The 24368-nt window shown below is 47.3% G+C and carries 11 protein-coding genes, 1 tRNA gene and 2 pseudogenes; 4 read left to right on the top strand and 10 right to left on the bottom strand.

The genetic code is table 11. From position 1 onward, the window contains the following. The first annotated feature begins 10 nt into the window (after positions 1-10). The 3 genes and pseudogenes from F153LOC_RS11235 (at position 11) to F153LOC_RS11225 (ending at position 2394) form a co-directional block, all read left to right on the top strand. On the top strand, positions 11-742 hold the full coding sequence (locus tag F153LOC_RS11235) for a topoisomerase II (protein ID WP_102104491.1): 732 nt from the start codon (positions 11-13) through the stop codon (positions 740-742). Between the two features lie 106 nt (positions 743-848). Then, positions 849-933, top strand: a tRNA-Leu gene (locus F153LOC_RS11230). 198 nt (positions 934-1131) lie between these two features. Further along, positions 1132-2394: pseudogene (locus F153LOC_RS11225) on the top strand (tyrosine-type recombinase/integrase). A 302-nt stretch (positions 2395-2696) separates the two neighbouring features. On the opposite strand, the gene F153LOC_RS11220 reads toward F153LOC_RS11225, so the two are convergent. From F153LOC_RS11220 to F153LOC_RS11180, 9 genes are all read right to left on the bottom strand, one after another. Continuing rightward, a complete protein-coding gene (locus F153LOC_RS11220) occupies positions 2697-4046 on the bottom strand; it encodes a phospholipase D-like domain-containing protein (protein WP_102104492.1) in 1350 nt (449 codons plus the stop codon). Between the two features lie 122 nt (positions 4047-4168). Then, a complete protein-coding gene (gene brxL / locus F153LOC_RS11215; RefSeq protein ID WP_102104493.1) occupies positions 4169-6244 on the bottom strand; it encodes a protease Lon-related BREX system protein BrxL in 2076 nt (691 codons plus the stop codon). 10 nt (positions 6245-6254) lie between these two features. Further along, positions 6255-8852 (bottom strand): BREX-1 system phosphatase PglZ type A, encoded by a 2598-nt coding sequence (gene pglZ / locus F153LOC_RS11210; protein WP_102104494.1) that lies wholly within the window; start codon positions 8850-8852, stop codon positions 6255-6257. Then, positions 8852-9421, bottom strand: coding sequence for a hypothetical protein (locus tag F153LOC_RS11205; RefSeq protein ID WP_102104495.1), 570 nt, complete (start codon positions 9419-9421; stop codon positions 8852-8854). The genes pglZ and F153LOC_RS11205 overlap by 1 nt, the downstream gene beginning before the upstream one ends. Next, complete coding sequence (locus F153LOC_RS11200; RefSeq protein ID WP_102104496.1) at positions 9415-10536, bottom strand: AAA family ATPase; 1122 nt, start codon at positions 10534-10536, stop codon at positions 9415-9417. The genes F153LOC_RS11205 and F153LOC_RS11200 overlap by 7 nt, the downstream gene beginning before the upstream one ends. Beyond that, positions 10536-14195: a BREX-1 system adenine-specific DNA-methyltransferase PglX gene (gene pglX / locus F153LOC_RS11195; RefSeq protein ID WP_102104497.1), complete on the bottom strand. Its 3660-nt coding sequence runs from the start codon at positions 14193-14195 to the stop codon at positions 10536-10538. The genes F153LOC_RS11200 and pglX overlap by 1 nt, the downstream gene beginning before the upstream one ends. A gap of 49 nt (positions 14196-14244) precedes the next feature. Further along, positions 14245-17859 (bottom strand): BREX system P-loop protein BrxC, encoded by a 3615-nt coding sequence (brxC, locus tag F153LOC_RS11190; protein ID WP_102104498.1) that lies wholly within the window; start codon positions 17857-17859, stop codon positions 14245-14247. Between the two features lie 12 nt (positions 17860-17871). Continuing rightward, positions 17872-18474, bottom strand: a complete 603-nt coding sequence (locus F153LOC_RS11185; protein ID WP_102104499.1) for a DUF1788 domain-containing protein — start codon at positions 18472-18474, stop codon at positions 17872-17874. Continuing rightward, on the bottom strand, positions 18471-19088 hold the full coding sequence (locus F153LOC_RS11180) for a DUF1819 family protein (protein ID WP_102104500.1): 618 nt from the start codon (positions 19086-19088) through the stop codon (positions 18471-18473). The genes F153LOC_RS11185 and F153LOC_RS11180 overlap by 4 nt, the downstream gene beginning before the upstream one ends. 255 nt (positions 19089-19343) lie before the next feature. Here F153LOC_RS11180 and F153LOC_RS11175 point away from each other — a divergent pair, with 255 nt between their 5' ends. After that, a complete protein-coding gene (locus F153LOC_RS11175; protein ID WP_102104501.1) occupies positions 19344-22859 on the top strand; it encodes an AAA domain-containing protein in 3516 nt (1171 codons plus the stop codon). A gap of 167 nt (positions 22860-23026) precedes the next feature. Here the strand turns inward: F153LOC_RS11175 and F153LOC_RS11170 are convergent. Next, positions 23027-23966: pseudogene (locus F153LOC_RS11170) on the bottom strand (glycosyltransferase). Between the last annotated feature and the right edge of the window lie 402 nt (positions 23967-24368).

The raw sequence follows: 24368 nt of genomic DNA, 5'->3' as shown, positions 1-24368 counted from the left end.
ATGCGAGACGATGAAGAGAGCCTGGAAACCGATTGTGATTGTTGCCGTACTGGCCGCTGCCGTGGCGTGCTGGGTCTATTACGATAAACAACGCCTGCAACAAAACCCCGAACAGCAACTCGACACCACGCTCAACAGTATGCCTGCCTGGCAGGTGCTGAAGGAGCAAGAACCCGCATTCCAGCAGCGCATCCGTGAACAGATCCTCGCGATGCAAAAAGAGGGTGATTCCGAGCAACAGATCATCGATGTGATTCAACCGCAGATCCTGCACCTGCAGATGTCGCGCCTGCAGACCGCGCCGGACGCGAACGTGGTGGATTACATGAAGGCGAATATGGAACAAACTGCCGCCATTCAGAAGGTGAGCGACGACGCCTGTTTCCGTTTTCTCTACCCGGACGTAAAGGGCGGCATCAACCCGATGCGGGTGCTGGATAAGCCGATGATGCAGCGCCGCATGCAGGCCGACGCCGACATGATGCGCGCCGCCTACGGCAAAAACCGCCACACCGTGACGGCGCAGGAGCGCGATACCGCCGTCGCCGACGTGCGCCCGATCATGAAAGAGCTGGCCGCAAAGTACGGCGAGGATATTCAGCTGCTGCAGATGCCGGACAAGGCGATGGGCAAAGAGAAGTTGTCGTGCGATATGGTGCAGGAGATGTGGGCCAAAGTGCTGCAACTGCCTGAAAGCCATGCCGCCGGCGTGATTCGGCTGGCGGTTTCCGAGCTGGAGTGACGATGGGCGCTGGTTTTTTGGGCACTTAGCGCGGGTTTAGCGCGTCGTCGCTTGCATGGCGGCGCGCGACAGGTATAATCCACAACGTTTCCGCATCCCCTTCAGTGCCGAAGTGGCGAAATCGGTAGACGCAGTTGATTCAAAATCAACCGTAGAAATACGTGCCGGTTCGAGTCCGGCCTTCGGCACCATCGGAACATCAATAGACGTCAAAGGACGTCTTTTTTTGTGCCTGAAATCCAGTATCCGCAAGGCCTTCCTCGCTTTTTCACTCAACCTAAGTCAACCTGATTCAATCTACATCAACTTACTGATGCGGGTACAACTGCGGGTATATCCCGGTTCGATAATGTTTGTACCCACACAGAACCCTTGAAAGGATACTCATTATGGCTCTGAGTGATGTGAAGGTTCGTACGGCCAAGCCTGAAGAAAAAGCCTATAAGCTTACCGATGGTGATGGCATGGTTTTGCTGGTTCACCCTAACGGCTCCAAATACTGGCGGCTGCGTTATCGCTTTGGCGGCAAAGAAAAGATGCTGGCGTTGGGGAAATACCCTGAAGTTTCGCTGGCGGATGCCAGGGCTCGTCGGGATGAAGCCCGTAAGCTGTTAGCTAATGGTGTAGATCCCAGTGAGAACAAGAAAGCCGTTAAGGTAGAGCAGGAGCAAGAGGCGATAACGTTTGAAGTGGTAGCCAGAGACTGGCACGCCAGCAATCAGAAGTGGTCGGCATCGCATAGTGCTCGTGTATTGAAAAGTCTCGAAGACAATTTATTTGCTTCAGTTGGGAAGCGAAATATCAAAGATATTGGTACTCGTGACTTACTGGTCCCAATTAAAGCGGTGGAAAAGTCAGGACGCCTTGAAGTGGCTGCGCGTCTTCAACAGCGAACAACGGCAATAATGCGCTTTGCGGTACAGAACGGCTTAATTGATTACAATCCTGCACAAGAGATCGCTGGTGCGATCGCAACAGCTAAACGAAAGCATCGCGCTGCGCTAGATCTCAACCGCATTCCTGAGTTACTTCATCGTATTGATCATTACTCCGGCAGGCCGTTAACCCGATTGGCTGTTGAACTCACTTTGTTGGTTTTTATCCGTTCAAGCGAGCTGCGTTTTGCCCGCTGGTCAGAAGTAGATTTTGATACTGCCATGTGGACAATCCCAGGTGAGCGTGAACCGCTGGAAGGCGTTAAACATTCTCAGCGTGGTTCAAAGATGCGGACTCCCCATCTTGTTCCTTTGTCGCGGCAGGCTCTGGCTATTTTGGAAAAGATCAAAAGCATGAATGGGAACCGAGAGCTGATCTTCGTCGGCGATCACGATCCGCGTAAGCCGATGAGTGAGAACACGGTTAACAAGGCTTTGCGTGTGATGGGCTACGATACGAAGGTTGAGGTTTGCGGGCATGGTTTCAGGACTATGGCATGTAGTTCATTGATCGAATCGGGATTGTGGTCAAGGGATGCGGTAGAACGGCAGATGAGTCACCAGGAGCGTAGCTCTGTACGAGCAGCTTACATCCACAAGGCGGAGCATCTGGGGGAGCGCAGGTTGATGCTGCAGTGATGGGCTGATTTTTTAGATGCTAACCGAGAGAAGGGAGTAAGTCCGTTTGATTTTGCAAAACTCCATGGCTCCATGTAAGAAAAGAGACTTATGTGGCAAATTAGTTTCAGAGAAACTTGCAGTATGGGAGTACATTTCTTCCATAAAGTCACATAAACGCCGCGAAGTGCCTGAATCAAAGCATGCTTTAATGGGAAAAATCATTCTGGGTTCAAAGTAATATACAGAGTGATCTTGGCCGATTGGATAGAGTATTGATATGTAAATTAACTCTATGCTGTACTATCTGTCACCGGTAGGCGTGTTCTAGTAAACTGAGCACGCCTTTGGACTGCTTCATTGAGTGATAATGATATTTACTGGAGTTGGGAGAGATATGTTCAAATATTCACTTGAACTGGATAGCCCAATGCCCGCAATGCTTTATTGGTTCTGCCATTTCTGGGAGGCGTATCATCAGGTCTGGCCCAGCCAACAACTTCAGCAATGGAGTTAATACCGTAATGCTGGAATTTATATTGCTCATCTTTCCCTGCCTGATAGATCCTTTCCCACATAAAAGAAGGCGTTCCACCGTAGAGCACATAATTGAGTAATTCAGCAATAGTCATGCCTTTTTGATTTGTTTGGCCCATGATCCATTTTGTAAATAAAACGGCACGTTCTTCCTTGTTTAAGGACTTTGTGGCAGGTTGGCCAAATGTTTCAGCACTCATTTTTATCACATGGTCCATTGTTGCATGTGTATAAGAGAATATTTGATGGATCTTATCCTCAGTCAATGAGCCAATATTATTTTTTGACAAGTTTTCGCGAATATAGGGAGCGTAAATCCCAAGATGAATATCCTCATTAGACGGCGGGGCTGAAAGGCTTTTCCACCAGGAGAGCATACTCATCAATGCTGCTTGTGGGTTTTTACTGTTAGTACGATTAAAATCCTCAAAAGGATAAGTATTATCTTGCTGATGAACTTGCTTATAATAATAAGCATGTAAAAACTGATCGGTTTGCCAGAATATCGGTGTATCTTCTGATACCCATATAGGCCTGTAATCATTTATCTGGCTTGAGATATTATGAATGATTGAAAGTGTGCTTTCCCATTCTTTATGAAAATTCTCTTTTCTTTTATCTTTGTTTTTTTTGTTATCAATAAAGTTTACGCCGCCCCATTCAGGAATTTTTCTCTTTTTGATAAGCTCTTGCTCTTTTTTCTCTAACTCGAGTTTTGATTTTAAAAATAGTCTTTGTTCATTAATGATATCGTCACTAAGATCAACACAACAGTCAAGAGACACTAAGCTATCGAAGAATTCCTCAAGTTGCTCAATTAGATTAGAACTATATAAATCACTCTCAGTGAAGAAGATACCTGCTTCTATGTTTGTATGCCATGCACGATCGGTTAAGTTAGCCGATCCAATATATGCGCCATAACCCTTCCACCAGATGACTTTACTGTGAAGACGATCCGGAACAAGTTTGCAGAAGATATTATTTTTTGTATTAGCAAGAAATTTCGCCAAGAGTGAGGGGGATACAGGGACGGTGTGATCATATCGCATCCAGATATCAAGGCGATGATGATTTTTTAGACAATGGTCAAGTAGAGCAGTTTTATCATCACCATAGGCTATGGCTGCAACGACACCGTCAATTTCGCAATCCGGAGGAGGTAAAAAAGAACTAAAAAACTGTTTGTTCAATCCATTTGCAATTAGTTTCATTATTTTTTAACCGTACATCATTCCAGATGAAAAACAGGATTAAAGAATATAGTTTAAAAAAATAAACAAGAAAAGACTTACGGATTATTTAACTGAGGAGTGTGACTCACTCCTCGATATATTTAGTTGACACCCAGTGCCTTATATACAGCATCCACCGGATCGGCATAAAAGCTAACCTGAAACTTTGTGAACAATTCAGTCGGCACGGTCGGAATATCCATAGCTGAGGCCATAGGGAGCAATACCTTTTTAGCACCGCTATCGAATGCTACCTGCAGGCAGGCTGCTAAATCCTGAACGGGGTTCGTCACACCGCCCAATGTCATGCCTCCCAATACGACCATTTGTTCCTGAACCGGTTTTGCCAGCAATACCGAACAGAACGCGATTAACGCGGCCAGACTGGTGGTTGTACTCGGACCGGTGCTGTGCAGCTCCACCACATGAAGATGGTATTCATGTTCAGAGAATTTAGCCGCAGCGCTGATACGGCTCAGGTTACCTTTGAAGTAGTCAAACCCCACGCGGATCGCTTCTTTCGCTGCTGTGTTCGACCCCAAACCTGACACCGCATGTTTGCCGTTGCCTGCAGTCATCTGTGTTTCAAAACGATAGAGGCCCGTCATGCCTGAATCCGCCTGCGTGACCAGATGCACTACGCCAGGTTTCGGCATACCGGCGGGAATCAATTCACTGCCGCCCTGCTCCGGTACGCTCACGAAGAACTCTTCAAGACTCTCGTTATCGATATAACTGAAGTTCACATCAAAGAACTCCAGGCCACCGAGTTTCTTAAGCTGCTCTTTAACTCGACGGCGGACCTCCAATGCATAGGTCAGGCAAACCCGTACATCTTCTTTGTCGTAAGCGCCGTCTGGGTGCATTAGCTTCAACAAACCGGATACCGTGCGACGTACGGCAATCACGTCACGCTGATTGAGGTTATTTCCCAGCTTGAAGAATTTATCAATTGCATCGGAGAAGCTACGTTTACGCATCTCGCGCATATATTCAGCGAGATAATCCGTAATCAAACCATAGCGATTGGTGAAAAATTCCGGGCGCATCTTAGGAATTTCCCAACCAGGAATATAGGCATGGAAGCGGTCAAAAAATGCAGTATCAATCATCGCATCCGGGAACGGTGCAAGCAGATGGCTGGTTTTGACCAGTGTATCTACGCTCTGATTGATGTTGCCAACAAACACCATGGAGGCTTTGCCTTCAATGGAGTCCCGACCACGAGAGAATGAGCCTGATGCCATGTAGTCCTTCATGATCTGCACGCCATCTTTGTCTTTGAAGGTGATCCCTGCCACTTCATCGAACGCGACGACGTCCCACATTCCCACCAGACCAATCTGGCGGCTGGACATGTTGTAAAACAAATTAGCCACTGTCGTTTGTCCACCAGAAACTAACAGCGAATTTGGTGAGCACTCTTTATAAACGTGACTCTTACCGGTCCCACGAGGGCCAAGCTCACAGACGTTATAATTGTTTTCCACGAAGGGGATCATGCGAGTAATCAGATGCCACTTGGTGCGTTGTTCGATATTCGCGGGCTCCATCCCAATAGAACGTAACAGCACGTCAATCCACTGGTCGCGATCAAACTGCTTGCGAGCTTCAAACACCTCATCCATATCCATGTTTGGCATCTGGATAGGCTTCAAGGTGAACAGTGAAAAAGGTGACGTTTTTTGCCCTTCCTCGTAAAAGTAGTTCACGGTGATCATGCACCAGATGCCACCCGTCAGCAGTTTCTCGTTGTCTTTCACCATCTGCGACGGTACCAGGGCATCCTTGATGCCGAGGTTAGATAACTGTGCTTCATAGACATTTTTCTTTTCTTTTAAAGAAACAGTCACCTTATCGATTATTTTGTACGATCCGCGTTCACGGATATACGACTTCACCTTCTCAGCTTCATCTGGGCGAACATAGTTCTCAGAAAGAATACGCTTAACCGACTGTAGCCCCTGCTCGACAACCTCATCGTCATCGGAGGCACAGTATATACCGAGTAGATATTCCAGTACGTAAACCGGAACATTAGCCCCTTCTTTAAGTTGCTTAGTCAGATCCTTACGCACCACGCGACCGCGAAAGTGCTGATTCAACAATGAATCCAGGTCCTGAGCCAACACAGAGGCCGTTTCCATGTTATTGGCTGAGTTATCCTGCTGTTGCATAACGCCTCACTTAAAAGAAGTCATCCTGAAATGCCAGGTCGATCGTGATCGGGTAGCGACCATACTCTGTTGCGCTGTCCACATTCTCCAGGATCAGAACATATTTGTTTTTACGATTGAATGCCGTCCCCATGAGTTTCATGGTTACATCGCGGGTGCGTTTACCCATATCTTCGTTATCACTGTCGAAGCATACTGTTTCCGTGCCGGAGACGACCTGGTTGTTTTCATCGACGATAAAGATATTCAGCGTGCGCGGCTCATTTAAATCATTCACTGCCGAAGTCTGAATAAAACCAACTTTATCAATGCTGTTAACCAGTTTGATCACCTGATCCCGCGCAACGACGGACACGGGCTGCCGCTGGGGTTGCTTCTCAGCAGCTTTCTTCTCAAGCGCACGAATCTTTAACACAGGAACACACACCTCCTGCAGCATGGCTCCGCCATGAACGAAACGAGCACCACCTACGAAGTGGAAACGCTGTACCCCTTTGGGTAACAGGAATTCACTCTCATCGCTTGAGCCTGCAGTATCTGCCAGTTTACCGTGCCAGCAAAATTCACTTTCAGGCAGTTGATGACCTACAATAAAACGCTTATTCGCTTCAATCGTGTCTTTGGCTTTACTTTCAAGCTTCGTTTTATCCTGCTCCACCAGCGCTTGTTGTTGGAACAGGAACCCGTGATCGGCGGTAACAAAAATTCGGCTGGCATTAAATCGGCTACGCAGGCGTGAAACCAGATCTTTAAGCTCAGTGATTGCACTTCGGCAGGCCTCAAACGTTTTATCTTCCGTAGCAGCCTTATCACCCATGGCATCGATAGTGTCGTGCCAGATATAAACTACGGAAGCGTTGCGGATTTGCTCGTTCACTTCCTGGTTATTAGCGTTCTGCAAGTCCTTTGCTTTCAGCGCCACACCATTCACCTTCGCCAGAATAGCGGCTCGTTTTTCAAACCCGGAAGTGGACATCCCATCGGCGTAAACTACGCCAGAATTATCAGGAAGGTAGCTCAACGACTCATGAGGCAACAGTGCGGCCATGCCCAGTTGAGTATAGCTTGGGAGCACTCCGGTCTGGGAGCGTAGCTCTGCGCTGAAGTGTTTCTCATGGTTAATATGCCTGCCCAGCTCTTCGGCCACTTCATAGCGCAGTGCATCCGAGATCACGACAAAAATGCGTTTCACCTGAGAGGTGTCAAACTGACGTTTAACATTCTCTTTGTAGAAATTGCGCTGCAGGGGTATGCCACTAAATTGCCATGCCTGCATACGTTTTTCCGCTTCAAGCAGTTTGTTCCAGCCGCGACTTAGCTCAGCCAGATACCAATTGCTGTATAACTCTTCTATAAATTTATCCAGTTCATGCAGGATCATCGCCCCTTTGCTGTGCACCGGCGCGGCATATTCATTGAACAAACGATAGGTCTGATCGAAGCGATAGATTTCATCGCAGTAGGCTTTCCAGAACGCGCCCGTATCGGGGAAATTAAACCCATCGGTATAACGGTTACGCAAATTCAGTAAGCGTTCCGCCTGTCGAATGGCATTCCAGATAGAGAGATACTCTGGACGTGTCTGGCTCCAGTATTTCGCACTGCGCTCTGAAACCAACGCTTTAAACGCATCTCTATCAAGAGTGGTGCTCTCTTCCTGCAACTGGGTCACCAGACCACGGATAATAAGTTGTTCAATGGCCTCGAAGGTTTCACATTTTGCCAGGGCGTACGGTGAGCTGAAGTTGTAATGCTCTTTTGGCTGCAGTGTTTGTTGCAAATCCTCTGCACAATAATCGTATTCTGCTTTATAGCGACGATCGTTGCGCCACGCCCCCATAAAGGCAAGTGAAGACGCCCGTCCAGCAGCGGTAACCAGCACATTTTTACTCAACCAGTCACGATGCGCTTCATCACCCTGCGCCCAGAGATCGGTACAGAACAGTTTCAGAAGCAGGTTTGCCAGTGACGGGGATTCAGACTGGTACCCGAGCTCTAGGCGAAGAATTTCCCAGAGCACCTCATCCAGGCCAAGTTTCTTCAGTACGGCGAAGGTGTTCTCCAGCGCGCTATCATCTTGCTGCCGTGCCGCGACAAATTGCTGAACCAAAGCAAACAGAATCTCTTTGGTTTCAAAGGTACTGGCCCCTACCACCACTGCCAGCATTTTCTTATCGAGAGAGTTTTCCGTTTCGCGCTCGGTAACCCATCCCTTCAGGATCTGAGTTCGCTTAACGGTAAAGAAGGCTTTGCGGATCTGAATATGTTCGCGTAAACCAAGCTGCGGGATACCCAGCGAATTCAGAGTGATCGCCGCATAATCAGCGTGGAATTCGGTGCTATAGAGGCGAATATCCAGCAACCAGTCCTGCTCGCGAGCGGGAACCTCACTGGTGAAATAGAGTAAAAATTTTTGCTCAGGCTCGTCGATTTCGAGTCGTTTTTTTGTTGCGAGCACAGAAACACCACGCATATCCAGCAACGTGACATTGTCGAGATCCAGCTCATTGAGTGAATCAGTGAAGCGTTGTTCCGGGTCATGCCAGAAGACGATGCGGTTGTCGGTAAACTTCTGACGAAGTCCGGATTCCAGTTCTTTAAATTGCATTATTGATTCTCAAACCAGTCGACCAATTCATGGGCGCTAGGGCAGGCTGGGTGTCTGGCCGAACCCTGAATATCAAAACCGTGATGCGTTACCATTCTCTTGGCAAATGCGGTTTTAGAACTCCCCGGCCCCTGCTTTCCTAGCTCACGTGAAATTTCTTTTAAACGATCCCATGGCATTTCCGTTGTCGCTTCAGGTAACGCTTCATTAAATGCGTCTACCTTAAGCCATTTTTTCATTGCCTCTGAATCGGCAAGAAACCAAGCTTCAACAGCTTTGACCGCGATAAACGAGATGTCGACATCTTGATGGGCAATTCGGGCCTGCACATCAGCAGTAGATGCGGCATCTTCCAGATCGGTCAGAATACAGATCTGTTGCGCTCCAGCATTTCTGAGCCTTACAACGAAGTTATCAACATACTTTGGCAACAGATTGCCCCCGCCTTTAGCATCAATGACGGGTGTCACCAGTTCAAAATTTTTAGCGCGTAGAAATGAAATAAATGCTGGCGAATTGACAATAATTGACTCGGTATCGCCCTCTACAATAAACCCTACTTTCACCATGGCAAACCACCATCAAACATATTCATCAGCCACGCGGTATCCAGTGGGATTTCCTTTTTATCAATCCCTGCATCTGAGGCGTGTTTTAGTTGGGTTTTCCCCTCTTGCTTGCTGACAAACCACAGCTCTTTCGGCTCTAGATTTCTGATTACCGACTCGCTATGTGTGGTAATGATAATGGGATGATCCAGCGAGGCGTTTTCACGCATCAACTGCACCAGCTCACCGATGGCTTTAGGGTGGATGCCTCGCTCTGGCTCTTCAATGATGGTCATTCCAGTATGCTTCGCTCGACTCAGGATTGCAGTCATAATGCACAAGGTATAAATCGTGCCATCCGAGATAAGATGTGCTGGAAAGCGCGCTTTAGTTCCATGCTCTTTGAAAGTAAGTATCGTTGAGCCATCCAGCTTTTGTTTTTTAGTTGCTATCCCTTCCATACCAGGAACAATCAACTCCATCCATTCCAGAATCTGGTCTGTGAAGTTGCTATTGGACTCCAGTTCAGCAAGTACAGAGGCGATATTCGTACCGTATCTATCCAGAAAGGTGGCATCCGTCGTGGCACTATCTGATTTTTTTGCCTGTAACGGGTCGATACGGAATACGCTGATATTTGTTAAAAAATGATAGAGTTCACTTTTGCCAAGCAACATCAACGCGGTCATGTCCTGAGAGTAGCCAGGAAGAGAAGTGGTTGACGATTTTTCATTCTCCCCCAAGCGAACGGAGAGTTTGTCCGGTTGTTTACGCTCGATGAACAGCTCACCATCAATCTCCAGTCGTTCTGAGATGGCTGGTTTTGCATCCATATTTTTAATCGCCAGATCGTAGACGAATTGTTTCTTGTTCAGCGTAATCGTAAGATGAATTGACGCCGTGGTCCGCTTCTCTTTACGCAGTTTGTAGCAATGAATCTGCTGAAAACCACCGAAATCGCGAATAGCTTGAGTCGCTCCGGTCTTGACCACAGCACCAAAAAAAGCCAGAGCATCGGTAATGTTACTTTTGCCCGCACCATTAGCCCCGGCAAAAGTAATAAACGGTGGGCTTTCCACAAGGGAAAGCTCCGCGATACTCTTGTAGCCTTTAATAATCAGGGGATATTGATCCATTAGGCCTCCTGTGGAGCACTGCCGGTGATTGCCTTCACATCCGCCAGCAGATCGCCAAATTTGTCGTAGTTAACCTTAACGCCGTCATCCAGATCAATAGTGATACGTCTATCAGCATAGTGACGCAAGCGATCGTCAAAATTGCGTAGCTCGTTGAATTTTTTAGTCAACCCATCCAGCTCTTTTTTCAGACGCGTGGTGGCCGCGCCAGATTCAGCATTCTTAAGCTGATCGTTAACCAGATCGATATTGCCCTGATAACGCGCCAGCAGCGGAACTACGTATTCGGTACGCATACGCGACAGCGTGCCTTCATTATAACGATGCAGATACACCAAGCATTCAAACGCCTTCTCTTTCCCGGAGCTGAATAGCCAGTAAATTGGGCGTTTTTTGTACATTTTCATATGATCTTTCCAGAACTGGGTGGAAAGATAGCGACGAATAGTATCCAGCGAAGATTCGCCTTTTTTCGGCTTGATTGCGTACGAACAGAGACTTTCGGCGATGAAATCGAGATTTTCCTGCAGGTGTTCCTCACCCCAGACGGTGCGGACAAACTCTTTAACGCGCGCTGTAACATCGTCATCGAACCAGTCTGAATCCATTAATGGCAGAATGCCGTCTTCATCGGCAGGGAAAGTTTTATAGGCGCCTTCGGCGACTAGCTCCGCGAAACCTTTGTTGCCTTCGTGAGCATAGACAAGACCTTCTCGATCGAGGGAGTAGCGACCCATTTGGCAGCCGATAATATAGGATATCAAGCCGATAAGCTGTTCACTTAAAAAACGGAGTGAGACGATCTCTAAATCATCCCCCCCACCATACAAGTAGCTAGGATTATTGAAAAGACTCACATTTTCTTTCATTACATAAGGTGTCAAAACCTCACTGAGGCCATAGCTTTCTATTAAAATAGAGTTTATATCTTCCTCAATCTTACGTAATTCCTCGGTTTTAGATTCCTGCATTCTAAGCATTTCTTGGAATGCATTTTTCAATATGGAATTTTTACACTCAATTACTTCACTTCCATCAAAGTCCCAACTTATTTCTTTAGAGTCCCAGTCAGCTTTCGACAACTCAATTGCTTCTCTTGATTTTTTTGATATATCCACCAATGGAGTGACGTAAGGAATACTTTCAATTTCACCTTTATTAAAGGATAATGTTTGACTGATTTTACCCAAAAAATAGGAGCCTATATTGCTGCATAACAACCCTAGAAGTGAAAAAACATCTATTTTCTCTGGAAATACAGACTGACCCGTGTCGTCAAATATAAAACCCTCCGGGAAATAACGTGCAGAAAATTTCCCTGAACCGATTTTCGACCATGTAACACCCTCCTGAAAATATCTATCCGTACTTCTTGGGCTTGATTTCCTTCGTCCATTAGAGTCAAAAAAATTCTTTATTGAATAACCATCAGATTCCCAATCCACAACTACCAAATTGTTACCGTACCATTTTCTATACTCTCCACCACTATTGCATGGAAACCATTTTTTATTATTTTGATTTTTTAGTGAAAATTTACTGAGATCTACTTCGTACCAATATCTTTGGAAAAGATTATTATCACCAGTGGTCAAGCCAGCCTTGGCTGAAGACACAGAAGATAACTTATCTTTAAGTGAAAAGCATGCCAAGGCACTTTTAGGTAAATCAAAACAAATTTGTTTAAATGGGATTTTATTGAAGTTATCCGATTTAGCTTCGAAGAACCAGCCACAGTTATGATTTTGAATTGCTTCAAGTGTTTTCGGCCCTTGGTTTGCTGCACCACGAAAATCTGAAAGGCGAACATAACTCCCTGTAAAATCATCAATATGTCCTTTCTGTAAAGTGAATGTACAGATAGGTACAGTTGCGCCATCAAAACCTGAGTACTCCAGTTGAATTAACGAAGTTATAATTTCCTGATTAATCAAGTGAGAACGAAGCTCTTCATAACTGGAAATAAACATCCAAACAAATGGTGTCATAAATCCAAGCTGGGCACCATTTTTAGAAAGTTCTAAGTTCCTAACAATAAATGCAGAGAAAAGATCTTTTTCATACCCTGAGAAATTATCTTTTAGGTATTTTTTTACATCTGGAGCCTGGAACTTCCCCCCCATATACGGCGGGTTCGCAACAACCGCATCGTAACGCTGCGCCAAAATCCACGCCTGCTGGATATACGGGATCAGCTCTGCCGCCGCCTCTTTCTGCTGAATATCACCTTCAACCGCCAGGCGATACAATCCATCCAGAAACGCTTTCAGCGCCTCTTCATCTTCATGTGAAACCTGAATCAGCGATCCCAACGTTTTTGCGCTGGTAAACAATGCCAGCATTCGCATCAGCAGCTTATATTCCGCGCTGTCGGTATTGGTCAGTGCCGCCCCCTCTGCAAACATATCTCCCACGCTGCCACGCTGCACCTGCTGGTGGAAGTTCAGCTTGGTCCACAGTTCTGCGATATCCAGCTTACTTTCCTGTAGGGAAACAATATTCAGACGTATACCACGGCCCAGAATACGACGGTCATCCTGACGCGCCAGCATCAGCATCGCAAAACCAGACAGCTGGGCTGCACGGTCGTCGATATCGAGGCCGAAGATATTGTTTTCCAGAATCAGCTGCGGAATATCACGGGTACGATAGCCGCGCTCTTCGTAAATCGCTTTCAGTACGTTATAGGCTTCAGTCAGGATATGCCCGGAGCCGCAGGCCGGATCTAGCACTTTAATGCTTTCAGGCTCAATGCTGGATGCGGTGATAGCTGCCAGCTGTGCCCGCACTTCCGGCGTTTGCTCCGCTGGCTCAATGTAATACGGCATTTTACCTTTCAGGCTCGAGTCCGGGTAGGTTTGCAGCCACTGGCGGCCCACCGAGTTCTGCACCAGGTACTGCACAATCCAGTTCGGGGTAAACAGCTGAGTAGCGGCAGGAATATCTTCGCTCTTCACCACCTTGCCAATCACATCGTCTTTTTTCTCGGAAATATAGAACTGATACAGCCAGCCGATCACTTCGATCTGGTCCCAGTCCTCTTTCGGTATCGCTTTCTCGTCCACCAGACCACGCAGAATAGAGTCGGTGCGGGTCAGGTTATCTGGCAGCACTAGCTCAATTTCATCATTAACTGCTTCGAACAGGAAAGGCATCGCGCCATGCAGAGCATGACACTGTGCAAGCAACAGCTCTCGGTACAGCTCTTCGTCACGATCGCCCGCCAGCTTCATCTCCACCAGACGCGCTTTGTCCAGCCCCAGAGCATCAGCCACTTCCGGCACATGATCCAGAACCTCAAAACCCCCTTCCAGCGTCGGGTGAGACAGCATACGGAAACCGTGATCAAGATAGCCATGCAGCTCCATATAGCGAATAGCGCAGAAGCGGTTAAACCACGTGTAAGCAATGTGCTCCACCAGCACGTCGTAGCCCTGCTTTTCTGCACGCTTGACCAGACGCTCACGGCGTGACGCCAGTGATTTATCCAGTGAGAACTGACCATAACGCACACTGTCGCCAAGATCGGTTGCTTGAGCAATTTGCAGGTTGCCCTTTTTATCGGCCTCAATACCCAGCGTGGTCAGTTTTTGCATGACCGCATCGCGGAACTGTTTACGTGCCACCGGGGCATATTTTTTGATGTTGGACGTATTCATGTGAAGTCCTGAAAAGGGCAGACAACGTCTGCCCTGAAAGTGGGGAATATTACTGAAGCTGAACGCGTTCGCCTGCGTTAATGGCATCCATTAGCGTTTTACGGAGTTGCTCCAGGGCTTTGTCTACCTGTTCGGCGTTATCCAGCGTTGTCACACCCGCAGCTCGTTCCATCGTTTTACGCGTGTTCACGTAGATGGTCTTTTTCAGCTTGGGTTCAGGCTTAACTACTGGATCGATAATCCCTGGCTGAGGGACGGTTTTTGGTTCAGGCACTTTCTTACGCTGTTCTTCAACCCAGCCGTTCAGTCGTTCGTTTGCTTTGAATTGTAGCGCCCGAACCTCAGCCTGTTCTTCCATAATCTGTGGGATCAGACCGTTCTGCTCCACTTTCTTACGCGATTGCTGCATCGGGTGTAAAAGCGAGTGCTGCAATTCAGCAGGGACGTGCATCTCCTGCATGCTTTGCTTCAGCTCATTGATATGGTTATCTATCTGCTGCAGCGCATGGCTTCGGTATTCTTCCACCAGACGCTGGTTGATGGTTTCAACGGTTTCAATCAGTGGAATAATCCGGTGTAGCTCTCCGTAAGGTCGTGCCTTGCTGTAGATACCTTCCAACTCCTGCAAAGCCTTTTGGGCCGTTTCGTCTTTATCCAGCGCGTTACGGTTAGCTTTAAAACTTCCATTGAACGCCATACTCAAGCGCTGCCATGTGGCGTATTGGTTTTTGTAGAAGCTGACCAAATCGTCCCAGTCTTCCGAGAAATCTTTAAGATCGTCAGCCGCTGCGGTGATTTTTTCAATGACCGCGTATTCCTCTTTCTCGTTGAGGATCCCGTTCAGCAATACCAGCCCTTCTTCTATCTCTTTACGGCCAGGGTTTTGTCCACCCTCTGCACGAGTTTTAAAAACGGTCAGTTCGCTCTTCCAGCGGCCAAAGAGTTCGCGAATATGAGAGACCAGCGGCTGCTCCTCACGCTCGTTAAACGGTTCTCCAGCAATATCAGCCATCAGCTGCGCAGCTTTAGTCAGCTGTGCTTCGTCATGGCGACGAACTTTATGCAGACGCAAATCGCTGTAACGACGTGAATTATTAAACGCATCCCACGCCTGCTTCAGTGCGATTTCACTGCCTTGTAGAGTGAAGCTGTATTTACCGCTGCGTGCCAGCCGAGCAACCAGCAATTTGACTTCATCTTCCGGCCAGCCAAATGGGCGACGGCCAAAAGTGGTGAGTATATCCCGCAGGTAAACTGGCTTATGAGTCTCAATACTCATACTGATCCAGTTATCCACTTCACGCATTGCCTCAGGATTGGATTCCTCCATTTCCCCGAGGTCGAGCTGGGTATCATTTTCTACTGTCAACAGCGCGTGAGTTTCACGATTTACGTCTCCGGTGCTAAGACGCAGCAATTTTAGTTTAGAGAAACTGTTCTCGATAACGTAACCGCAGGCTGCATCCACGATAGCTAACGGCGAAGAGGATTTCTTATCCAGCCGTTCGCCCAGCGCCCAGACATCAGCTTGAGCCAGCAAGCCTTCAATCTGCGCCTTCAGCGTTTTTTCGCGCATGCCATTTTCACGGCCTTTTTCTGCCAACAGAGTTGCCTGTTCCGGACGCTGTCCGCTTTGCTTGCTAAGGAAGGCTTTAGTCTGCGCGTACATGGTCAGGTCTTGCCAGGTACGAGCCTCATCAGGCAGACAAATTAAGATGCAGTCCTTACTGTCCGTCATCAGCAGACTATTAGAATGCGCACCCTTATAGCTCTCGTAGTTCGAGTCCAGTGGTGTGAGCACCTTAACCACCAGATCGTTAAGATTCGCACCATCCAACGGATGTCCGTTACAAAAACGACTGATATCAAAATCCTGCTTATTGGCCGGATAGCGAAATCTTTTGTTTTTCAGGATCTCTTCGAAAATGATCGTTGAGAGTTGCTTATTGATGGTGGTGAATTCCACGTCAATATTGCGAATTTCGTTTTCAATCTCTTTTTCTTCGTTAGTGAGAAAAACAAATTTGTCATCAATACGCGAGATCAGCATCTCAGCCTGCAGACGATTAAGGCTGGCTTCAATCTGTCGACGGAGTTCCACTTTATCAGTATCAATACGCTCAATAGAGAGCGTGACGAGATTGTCGAGAGTACTTTTCAGCACATCGACGTAGCGGATCAGGAACAGCGTCTTTAGTAGTTTGCCGTCAAACTCCGTCAGTGACGGAGACTGGCAGGCCTGAATAATAGTGCGGCTAACTGCAGGTTCCAGGAAGCTTTCAATCGCAGAGTAGAAACGCCAGAACGGGACCAGACTATCCAGGCCATCTTCAGAAATCTGGACTGCTGCCGACTGGAAGGCATCCAGCAGAGAACGCTCCCCCATTGCTAACTGCTTACCAGCCGCCCCTTTGGTACGAATGGATTCAAAGACCTTTTGCAGAATCTGGTAATGCCACGGTACAAACGGATAGTTATCCACGAACTCGCGGCTGTTGGTATAGGCACGCAGCGTAGCCGTGGTTGTCGTGTCAAACGCCAACTGGTTACGCAGAATATCGCCTTTTTCTTGCCAGACAGCTTCCAGCGCCGGAATTGCGGCATCGGTTTTCACCAACAAACGTTTCTGGATAACTTCTGAGGTATTAGAACTTGAGAGCTGTAAGCGCGTTGAGAAACGTCCCTGAATCTTGGAGAAGTCACGGCCATCTCCGCTGCTCATACCGCCGATTGCAGCATTGATGTCTGCCTGGGAGGTCACAACTACCCATGCGCGGCCACCGCAAATAACGCCCAGATCTTCTGTGATGGTTTGCAGCTTCAGCATCATCTGCCCATCTTTGCCAATGAACTGACCTACTTCATCGACCATAAACAGGATGTTACGGTTGCCCTGGCTGTCGAGCCACTCTTTCACCCATGTGCAGAAATTTTTGATATCCAGAGGGAAGTTCTTATCCAGTTGCTCGATCCACTGGCGAGAAGACTCTTCACTCTGGCCTGTAGCAACACTCAGCGCCTGAGCCATCTGATCGTTTATCATCAGATAAACATCACGCTCATCTTCCCAGCGAGAGCCAGTGATGTACGCGAAGGCAGCTTTAAAGGTATCAAACTGTCCACGCTTATCGAGCTCACGCTCCAGGTGTGCAATATGCGGGAAGTCCCCACAATAACCAGCCAGTTCGTTAAAGACTTTCAGAAAGACTTTGAGGATGGCATCAACGCCATCTTCAACATTCGCACGTGAGTCAATATTGAATAGTACGACATCAGTCGGATGCTGAACCGATTTCCGAATATCGGCCAATAGCAGTGCATCATCAATTTTCTCTTCAAAGAAGGAGAGCGCATTACGCGTGACGCCATTGTGGCTAACTTCGCGGTTCGCCAGCAGATAGGAAAGGATCTTAATGAAGTGTGATTTACCGGACCCAAAGAAGCCTGAAACCCAGACGCCCATTTTGTCGGCAAGCTGTAATCTGCCTGGTCCAGTAGCAGGGGCATAGACTTCAAAGAACTGACGCAGGTGACCATCGAGCTCCCGAGTAATGACGTACTCATCCAGTTCTATCCAGGCGCTTTCGTCGTCGGTCTGCTCGGCTTTAACCACGCCGTTAATATTACGTTTTAGCGGTTTCTCAAAAATTTGTTCAATATTCATTGCTGTCGTCTTTTAACGAGGAGTCAAAGTCGCCGCCGGTCCGGTTTCGGGTACCAGTCTGAAGGCGCGGTAATAGTTACGGGAGTGAATGCCATCGAGTGGTGAAAGATCATATCCGCTGTAGGTGCCTGGATAGAACATCAGCAGTGGTGTAAACCCCATCACGTCCTGAAGCGCGCTCATTAGCTCATGACCACGAACCAACGGCCAGGCGTTACCGAGGCCTGTCAGAATAACAAATTGCTGCGCCGGAAGATCGACAGTGCGCGCAATATATTCCGCGATTTTTTTCTGGCTCAGTGGGGCTGCCAGATGCTTTTTCAGTGTTTCCAGGCCAAGTTCAGGCTCTCGCTGGCAGATACGGTCAAAGAGCCTACGTTCTTCAAGCATATCGATGATGACCTGGAAGATATTTAGCGTTCTATAGGTGTACTTTTTATCCAGTTTTTTGAATAAAAAGTGAAGGTATTCGCGGACCTGAAGCTCTTGCTTTGCCGGATAGTCAAAAATCCAGAAGCCAATCTCATTGCCGGAACCTTGGTTTTTCAAAAAACGGTCGTCGCCGATACGTTCTTCTAACTGCTTTAATCGATATTCAAGGATCGGGTCATTCATGCGTTACCCTCCAGAATAGGGAGCAGTACGGCTTTGTTTAAACGATGCAAGGCCGTTGCAACATCTGGTAGAAGGAAAACGTTTTGTAAATTGCGGCGGCGTGGGCTATCCAGGTAACCAGCTTCTGCCAGAGCCTTAATCAGATTGTTGCCCATCTTTTGGATAGATGAATCAGAGAAAGCAGCCAGCTCCGGGTGCAATCGCAGATTCTCATCCACAAATTCACTCCAGCAGTTCATACCAAGTTTTTCTTTAAACTGTTGACGAGCCGGATTTACAACTTCAGCAATAAACTCCGCAACAATTGGAGACTGGATCATCAATGCAACCAATAGCATTTGTAGACGTTCGCTTTCACTACCATCAGCAATCAGTTTCCAGCACTCCCGATCCAGGGTCATCAATCGCAGCCTTAAGGTTCGGGCATAACGATTTGCGGTACTGGTAGAGGACGCCTGAAGAATGTTTTCATTGATTATTTGCTGCTGCCAAGCCGTTTCATCTGGTTCAGAAAGCAACAGTTCAGCAATGGTTCGGCTCTCCCGGACCATCAACGAACCGCCCAGCAGATCGCCAATCCAGCGTTTGTCATTTTTTTTCATGGTGTTTGTCATCAAAATCCGGAATGCTGCTCGCAAAAATCAAGTAATGATTGTAATCGGCATGCAAGATAGATGCTATGACTATGGTCAGCTCAATATACGTTCACAGTACGAGTGCGGTCACAAAAATAGGAGGGTTAACCTGTTCCGGTATCTTTCCCTACACAAACATATTCTTGCGATCGTGTCCGCATCGTGGACAATGTTTAACCATGAGGGTTTTATATCAACGAAATCAATAGTTTTATTTAAGTCACGGGACGGGGAATGGACAGCAATACTCAAGGATTCACTTCATACTGGCGTAATACCTTAGCTGATGCCGAGTCTGGAAAAGGGGCATTTGAGCGCAAAGATGAAGATTCATTCACGCAATGGATGAACGTTGATCAGGGAAGGTTGGGTGAAGAGATCGTGCAATCGTTCTTCGAGGGCGAAGACGAGCAGGTTAAAACAGTCGAGGTGCTGTTACGGCCGCAGGTATGGATCCGCCTGTTAAAGCATGGCAAGGAACGTACGGCAGGCGCACCAGGGATAGTTACGCCTCTGGTGACTTCCGCACTGTTGAACCGTGAAGGATTTTTGTTTCCCGCATCGCCAGCCACCATTCCCCGTGACCTACTTGAACCTCTCCCTAAAGGTACCTTTTCTGTTGGTGAAATGGCGGAATATGACAAATACAAAACCACGCATGATTCGATCACTTTTAGTCCCGGTAATGAAGATGAGCTGCATGAGGAGACTGACGAAAAACGAGCGGAACGATATGCTCGTTATCAGCAGTTGTGGCAAAAGTACCTTAAAGATTCAGATGAACTTTTAAAACATGTTGCTGGCGAATGGCTCGCTTCACCTGAGCAATATGAATCAGCTGGATATGGCTACATCATTAAAGCCAATCAGTCTGGAGGGGCCAGCATCCATATCCTGCCTATGTACGATCATTTGCTGTCGTGCAAAAAAGAAGTGCCATTACTGGCGCGCTTTGCCTCGAAAGAGAAGTCTCCTGTTGAACCGCTCCTTGCTAGCAATGCCATGTTCAGTGAGCGTCTGGGGCATTCCGGTGATAAATTTCCGCTGGCTGTGGCGCAGCGCGATGCCCTTAGCCATTATCTCACTCAACAGCCGGGCGATATTCTTGCCGTGAACGGTCCTCCGGGAACCGGGAAAACTACTCTGGTTCTCTCAATCATAGCTACTGAGTGGGCGAGAGCGGCTGTAAACAAAACCGAACCGCCAGTGGTGATTGCGACATCAACCAACAATCAGGCCGTTACCAACATTATCGAGGCCTTCGGTAAAGATTTTGCTACCGGCACTGGGTCTATGGCCGGGCGTTGGTTACCTGATGTAAAAAGCTTTGGCGCTTACTTCCCGTCTTCGGGACGAAGAGCCGAGGCGGTAAAAAAATACCAGACGGAAGACTTTTTTAACCGTGTTGAATCCCTAGAATATGTTGAAGATGCTCGGTGTTTCTTCCTTGAAAAGGCAAGGGCAGCTTTTCCGAATGAGGAATGTCATTCACCTGAACTGGTTGTGGAGCTCGTGCATCAGCGTTTGGTTGAACTCTCTGCAGAGCTTGAGCAAATCGAGCCTGCGTGGGATGACCTGAACGCAATCCGTCAGGAGAGGCATGCCATCAGTGACGATCTCGAGCAGTATATTCAGGATAAGAGAACGTTACTGCTCAATAGTACAAATGAAATCTCGCTATTAACACAGGGCAAAAAACAGTGGGAACAATATCGAGCCGGTGAATCGATCATGTTCGCTCTCTTCTCTTGGCTTCCCGCCGTTCGTACTAAGCGTCACTATCAAATGAAGCTGTTTTTGGAGGATACGTTTGGCGAAAGAATGACAGCATTCCAGGGATCTCAGCCTGATGGAATTGATGCCTTTATCGATGGATTGATTGAACAAACTCATAAAGAGCAGGCCGGGTATCAACAGCAAATTGATCTTGCTGAGGACATTTCCCGACGTGAAAGTGAAGCAGCTATACGCTGGCACGATATTACTCACTCACTGGGAAATCCGGGCGAAACAGAGTTGAGCCTGCACGAAGCCGATGAGCTTGCTGATACACAGCTCCGTTTCCCGGCGTTTTTGCTGGCGACGCATTACTGGGAAGGCCGGTGGCTGATGGATATGTCTGCTATCGATAACCTTCAAAAAGAAAAAGGTCTCAAAGGGGCGAAGGCCATTAAAGCCCGCTGGCAGCGTAGAATGAAGCTCACCCCTTGTGTCGTGATGACCTGCTTTATGCTTCCTCACCATATGCTCATCAGGGAGCATGTTGGCGGCAAGAAGTTTGATGATGGTTATTTATATAACTTTGCCGATTTGCTAATTGTCGATGAAGCGGGGCAGGTGTTGCCTGAGGTTGCGGCAGCCTCTTTCGCACTGGCGAAGAAAGCCCTGGTGATTGGTGACACAGAACAGATTGCGCCTATCTGGAATAGCTTGCCCGGTATTGATATCGGCAACATGGTTGAGGAGAACATCCTTCCTGGTGGTACTCAAGAGGAACTTACCGAATCTTATGCCTTGGTGTGTGACTCAGGAAAGAGTGCTGCATCTGGCAGTGTCATGAAGGTCGCTCAGTTTAACTCGCGCTATCAATATGATCCGGACTTTGCGAGGGGGATGTATCTGTACGAACATCGTCGCTGCTTCAATAACATCATTGGCTACTGTAACACCCTCTGCTATCACGGTAAGTTGCAGCCCAAACGAGGGGAAGAAAAAGAGACAATATTTCCTGCAATGGGATATTTGCATATTGATGGTAAAGGTATGCAGGCCAATGGAGGAAGCCGTTATAACGCCTTTGAAGCTGAGACGATAGCTGCGTGGCTTGCGGCGCACAAAGAGGAAATCGAGCGCCATTATGGCGAACCCCTACATAAAGTAGTGGGGGTTGTTACCCCATTTTCTGCACAAGTCAGTATGATTAAATCGTCATTACGTAAGCTGGATATTAATTGTAGTGGCGATGAAAATTCGCTGACAGTCGGTACTGTCCATTCATTGCAGGGGGCGGAAAGGGCGATTGTGCTTTTCTCTCCTGTATATTCGAAGCATGAAGATGGCAGTTTTATTGACAGCGACAGTAGCATGCTGAACGTCGCCGTTTCACGAGCTAAAGACAGCTTCCTGGCCTTTGGTGATATGGATTTGTTTGAGATCCAACCCGGATCGTCACCTCGGGGATTGCTGGCGAAATACCTGTTTGCTTCCAGTGATAATGCATTGCAGTTTGAGTTTCAGGAGCGTCAGGATTTAAGTACCTCACAAACGCAGATTTCAACCCTACACGGGGTGGAGCAACATGATGCGTTTCTGAATCAGACTTTTGACACTATAAATCAGAGCATTACTATCGTTTCCCCGTGGCTCACATGGCAAAAACTGGAACAGACAGGTTTTCTGGCATCTATGTCTCAGGCGCGTGCCCGTGGTATTGATATCACTGTAGTAACAGATAAAACGTTTAATACAGAGCATGCAGATTTTGAAAAGCGCAAAGAGAAACATCAGCGCCTGAATGAAGCAATGGAAAGGTTGAATGAAATGGGCATCACGACGAAGCTGGTTAACCGTGTTCACAGTAAGATTGTGATTGGTGATGAGGGGCTGCTCTGCGTCGGTTCCTTTAACTGGTTTAGCGCTACGCGAGATGAAAAGTATCAACGATACGATACGTCGATGGTATACCTTGGCGAAAGTTTAAAAAGCGAAATTAAAACGATATATTCTAGCCTGGAACAACGTCAGTTGTAATTCTCAAGCATCGTTTTCCAGGTTAACTTCCGCGACACTACCAGGTAACATCGCTTTAGGGATGCTACCTGGTGGTTACTTACTGCAGGATTTTGTAGCTGTAGGACTACAATTGCCCAGCACTTAAGAAGGTTAGACAGTACCAACAGAGCATTATTTTATGCACGCTATAAAATATTACGCATTAGCTTGATAAAGAAAAATATGTCACTCAGGCTGCTAATACCTTGGAATAAACTGATAAAGGATATATTTGTATTGAAACTAGTTTTAATGTTGGAATTATCCAGATCCTTTTTCCCTATACAATCCCAACAAATGATGCGCTTCCACCAGCGCATGTCTGAGCAAAAACACCTTTATTTTTTGGTTTTGTTCCTGTTCCGCTTGCTGGGTAATTCCTGCGATCACTTCAACATAGCTTATTGCACGAACATCATAGTAATCCGGTCGGTGGGTGATAGAGGTCTTATTGCTGATATAGATATAGTCCTTAACATCCAATGCGCAGAACCGACCATTGCTGGCCGCAAGATGAACCGTCCATAGAATGTCTTTATGGCTCCTGCCGGGCTGGAAGCGCAGTGAATGCTGCCTTACATAAGATGACCTGACCATTTGCAGCCACAGGTAATGTGACCATTCACGGCGTGTTACACAGTGCCTTATCCACTCATGCCCTGACAGAGTCGCCCCATAGGACTGCTTTCGGTGGACAGCTCTTCGATGGTTGTCAGCGCCAGAATGCCAGCCATTAAAGATCATGACGTCGGCTTGCAACGCAGTAGCTGCTTGCCATCTTTTTTCAATGAACCCATCTGCTATATCATCGTTCGCATCAAGGAATATAACCCACTCTCCCTGGTGCAAGGCTAGAGCAGTATTTCGGGCAGCAAAGACACCTTGATTGGCCTGCTCGATCAGAATGAGCCGGTCATCATGGATTTGATGAAGAGCGTGGTCTGTTCCATCAGTAGAACCGTCATTGATAACGATAAGTTCAATAGCCACGCGGGTTTCACTGAGGATTTTATTGACCAGACGACCAATGGTCGCAGCGGCGTTGTAAGCAGGGATAATGATGCTGACGTCGATTTTATTCTTCATCACGAGTAACTATTTCCCTTCGTTGTCATCTTTGAGGTGCCTGATCGGAATAACCAGTCTTTCCCTGATTTCCTCGTCCATGTCGAATAAGTACTCGTCACAAAATCCTTTATCGAGAGAGAGCCACTGATCAAGGACGCTTCTTTTTTTGTTGCAACGTGCACATCTCTTCATCTTTTTGCACCCTAGTGAACTCATTGTTTGGATTACATGGAAAATGGACGCAACAAGTCTCAGCTAGATAACTAACCGTAATAAAAGGCATTTCTGCGAGTAATGTAAGTCAAGGATAACCAGGCAGGGCGCAAGAAAGATAATCGTTTTGATAGATCAGTTTTTCGATATTGATCGTTAGAGCCGATCGATATGAAATGCGGTTGCGCGACTTATATTACCGGGAGG

It is taken from the genome of Lelliottia sp. F153 (assembly GCF_002870005.1).
Taxonomy (GTDB): domain Bacteria; phylum Pseudomonadota; class Gammaproteobacteria; order Enterobacterales; family Enterobacteriaceae; genus Enterobacter; species Enterobacter nimipressuralis.
This window is presented reverse-complemented; position numbering and strand designations above follow the sequence as displayed.

Bases quoted from the DNA above. Each gene is read 5' to 3' on its own strand.
- pglZ (WP_102104494.1), bottom strand. From the start codon at position 8,852: ATGCAATTTAAAGAACTGGAATCCGGACTTCGTCAGAAGTTTACCGAC.
- F153LOC_RS11220 (WP_102104492.1), bottom strand. From the start codon at position 4,046: ATGAAACTAATTGCAAATGGATTGAACAAACAGTTTTTTAGTTCTTTT.
- brxL (WP_102104493.1), bottom strand. From the start codon at position 6,244: ATGCAACAGCAGGATAACTCAGCCAATAACATGGAAACGGCCTCTGTG.
- F153LOC_RS11175 (WP_102104501.1), top strand. From the start codon at position 19,344: ATGGACAGCAATACTCAAGGATTCACTTCATACTGGCGTAATACCTTA.
- pglX (WP_102104497.1), bottom strand. From the start codon at position 14,195: ATGAATACGTCCAACATCAAAAAATATGCCCCGGTGGCACGTAAACAG.
- F153LOC_RS11180 (WP_102104500.1), bottom strand. From the start codon at position 19,088: ATGACAAACACCATGAAAAAAAATGACAAACGCTGGATTGGCGATCTG.
- F153LOC_RS11200 (WP_102104496.1), bottom strand. From the start codon at position 10,536: ATGGATCAATATCCCCTGATTATTAAAGGCTACAAGAGTATCGCGGAG.
- F153LOC_RS11205 (WP_102104495.1), bottom strand. From the start codon at position 9,421: ATGGTGAAAGTAGGGTTTATTGTAGAGGGCGATACCGAGTCAATTATT.
- F153LOC_RS11235 (WP_102104491.1), top strand. From the start codon at position 11: ATGAAGAGAGCCTGGAAACCGATTGTGATTGTTGCCGTACTGGCCGCT.
- brxC (WP_102104498.1), bottom strand. From the start codon at position 17,859: ATGAATATTGAACAAATTTTTGAGAAACCGCTAAAACGTAATATTAAC.
- F153LOC_RS11185 (WP_102104499.1), bottom strand. From the start codon at position 18,474: ATGAATGACCCGATCCTTGAATATCGATTAAAGCAGTTAGAAGAACGT.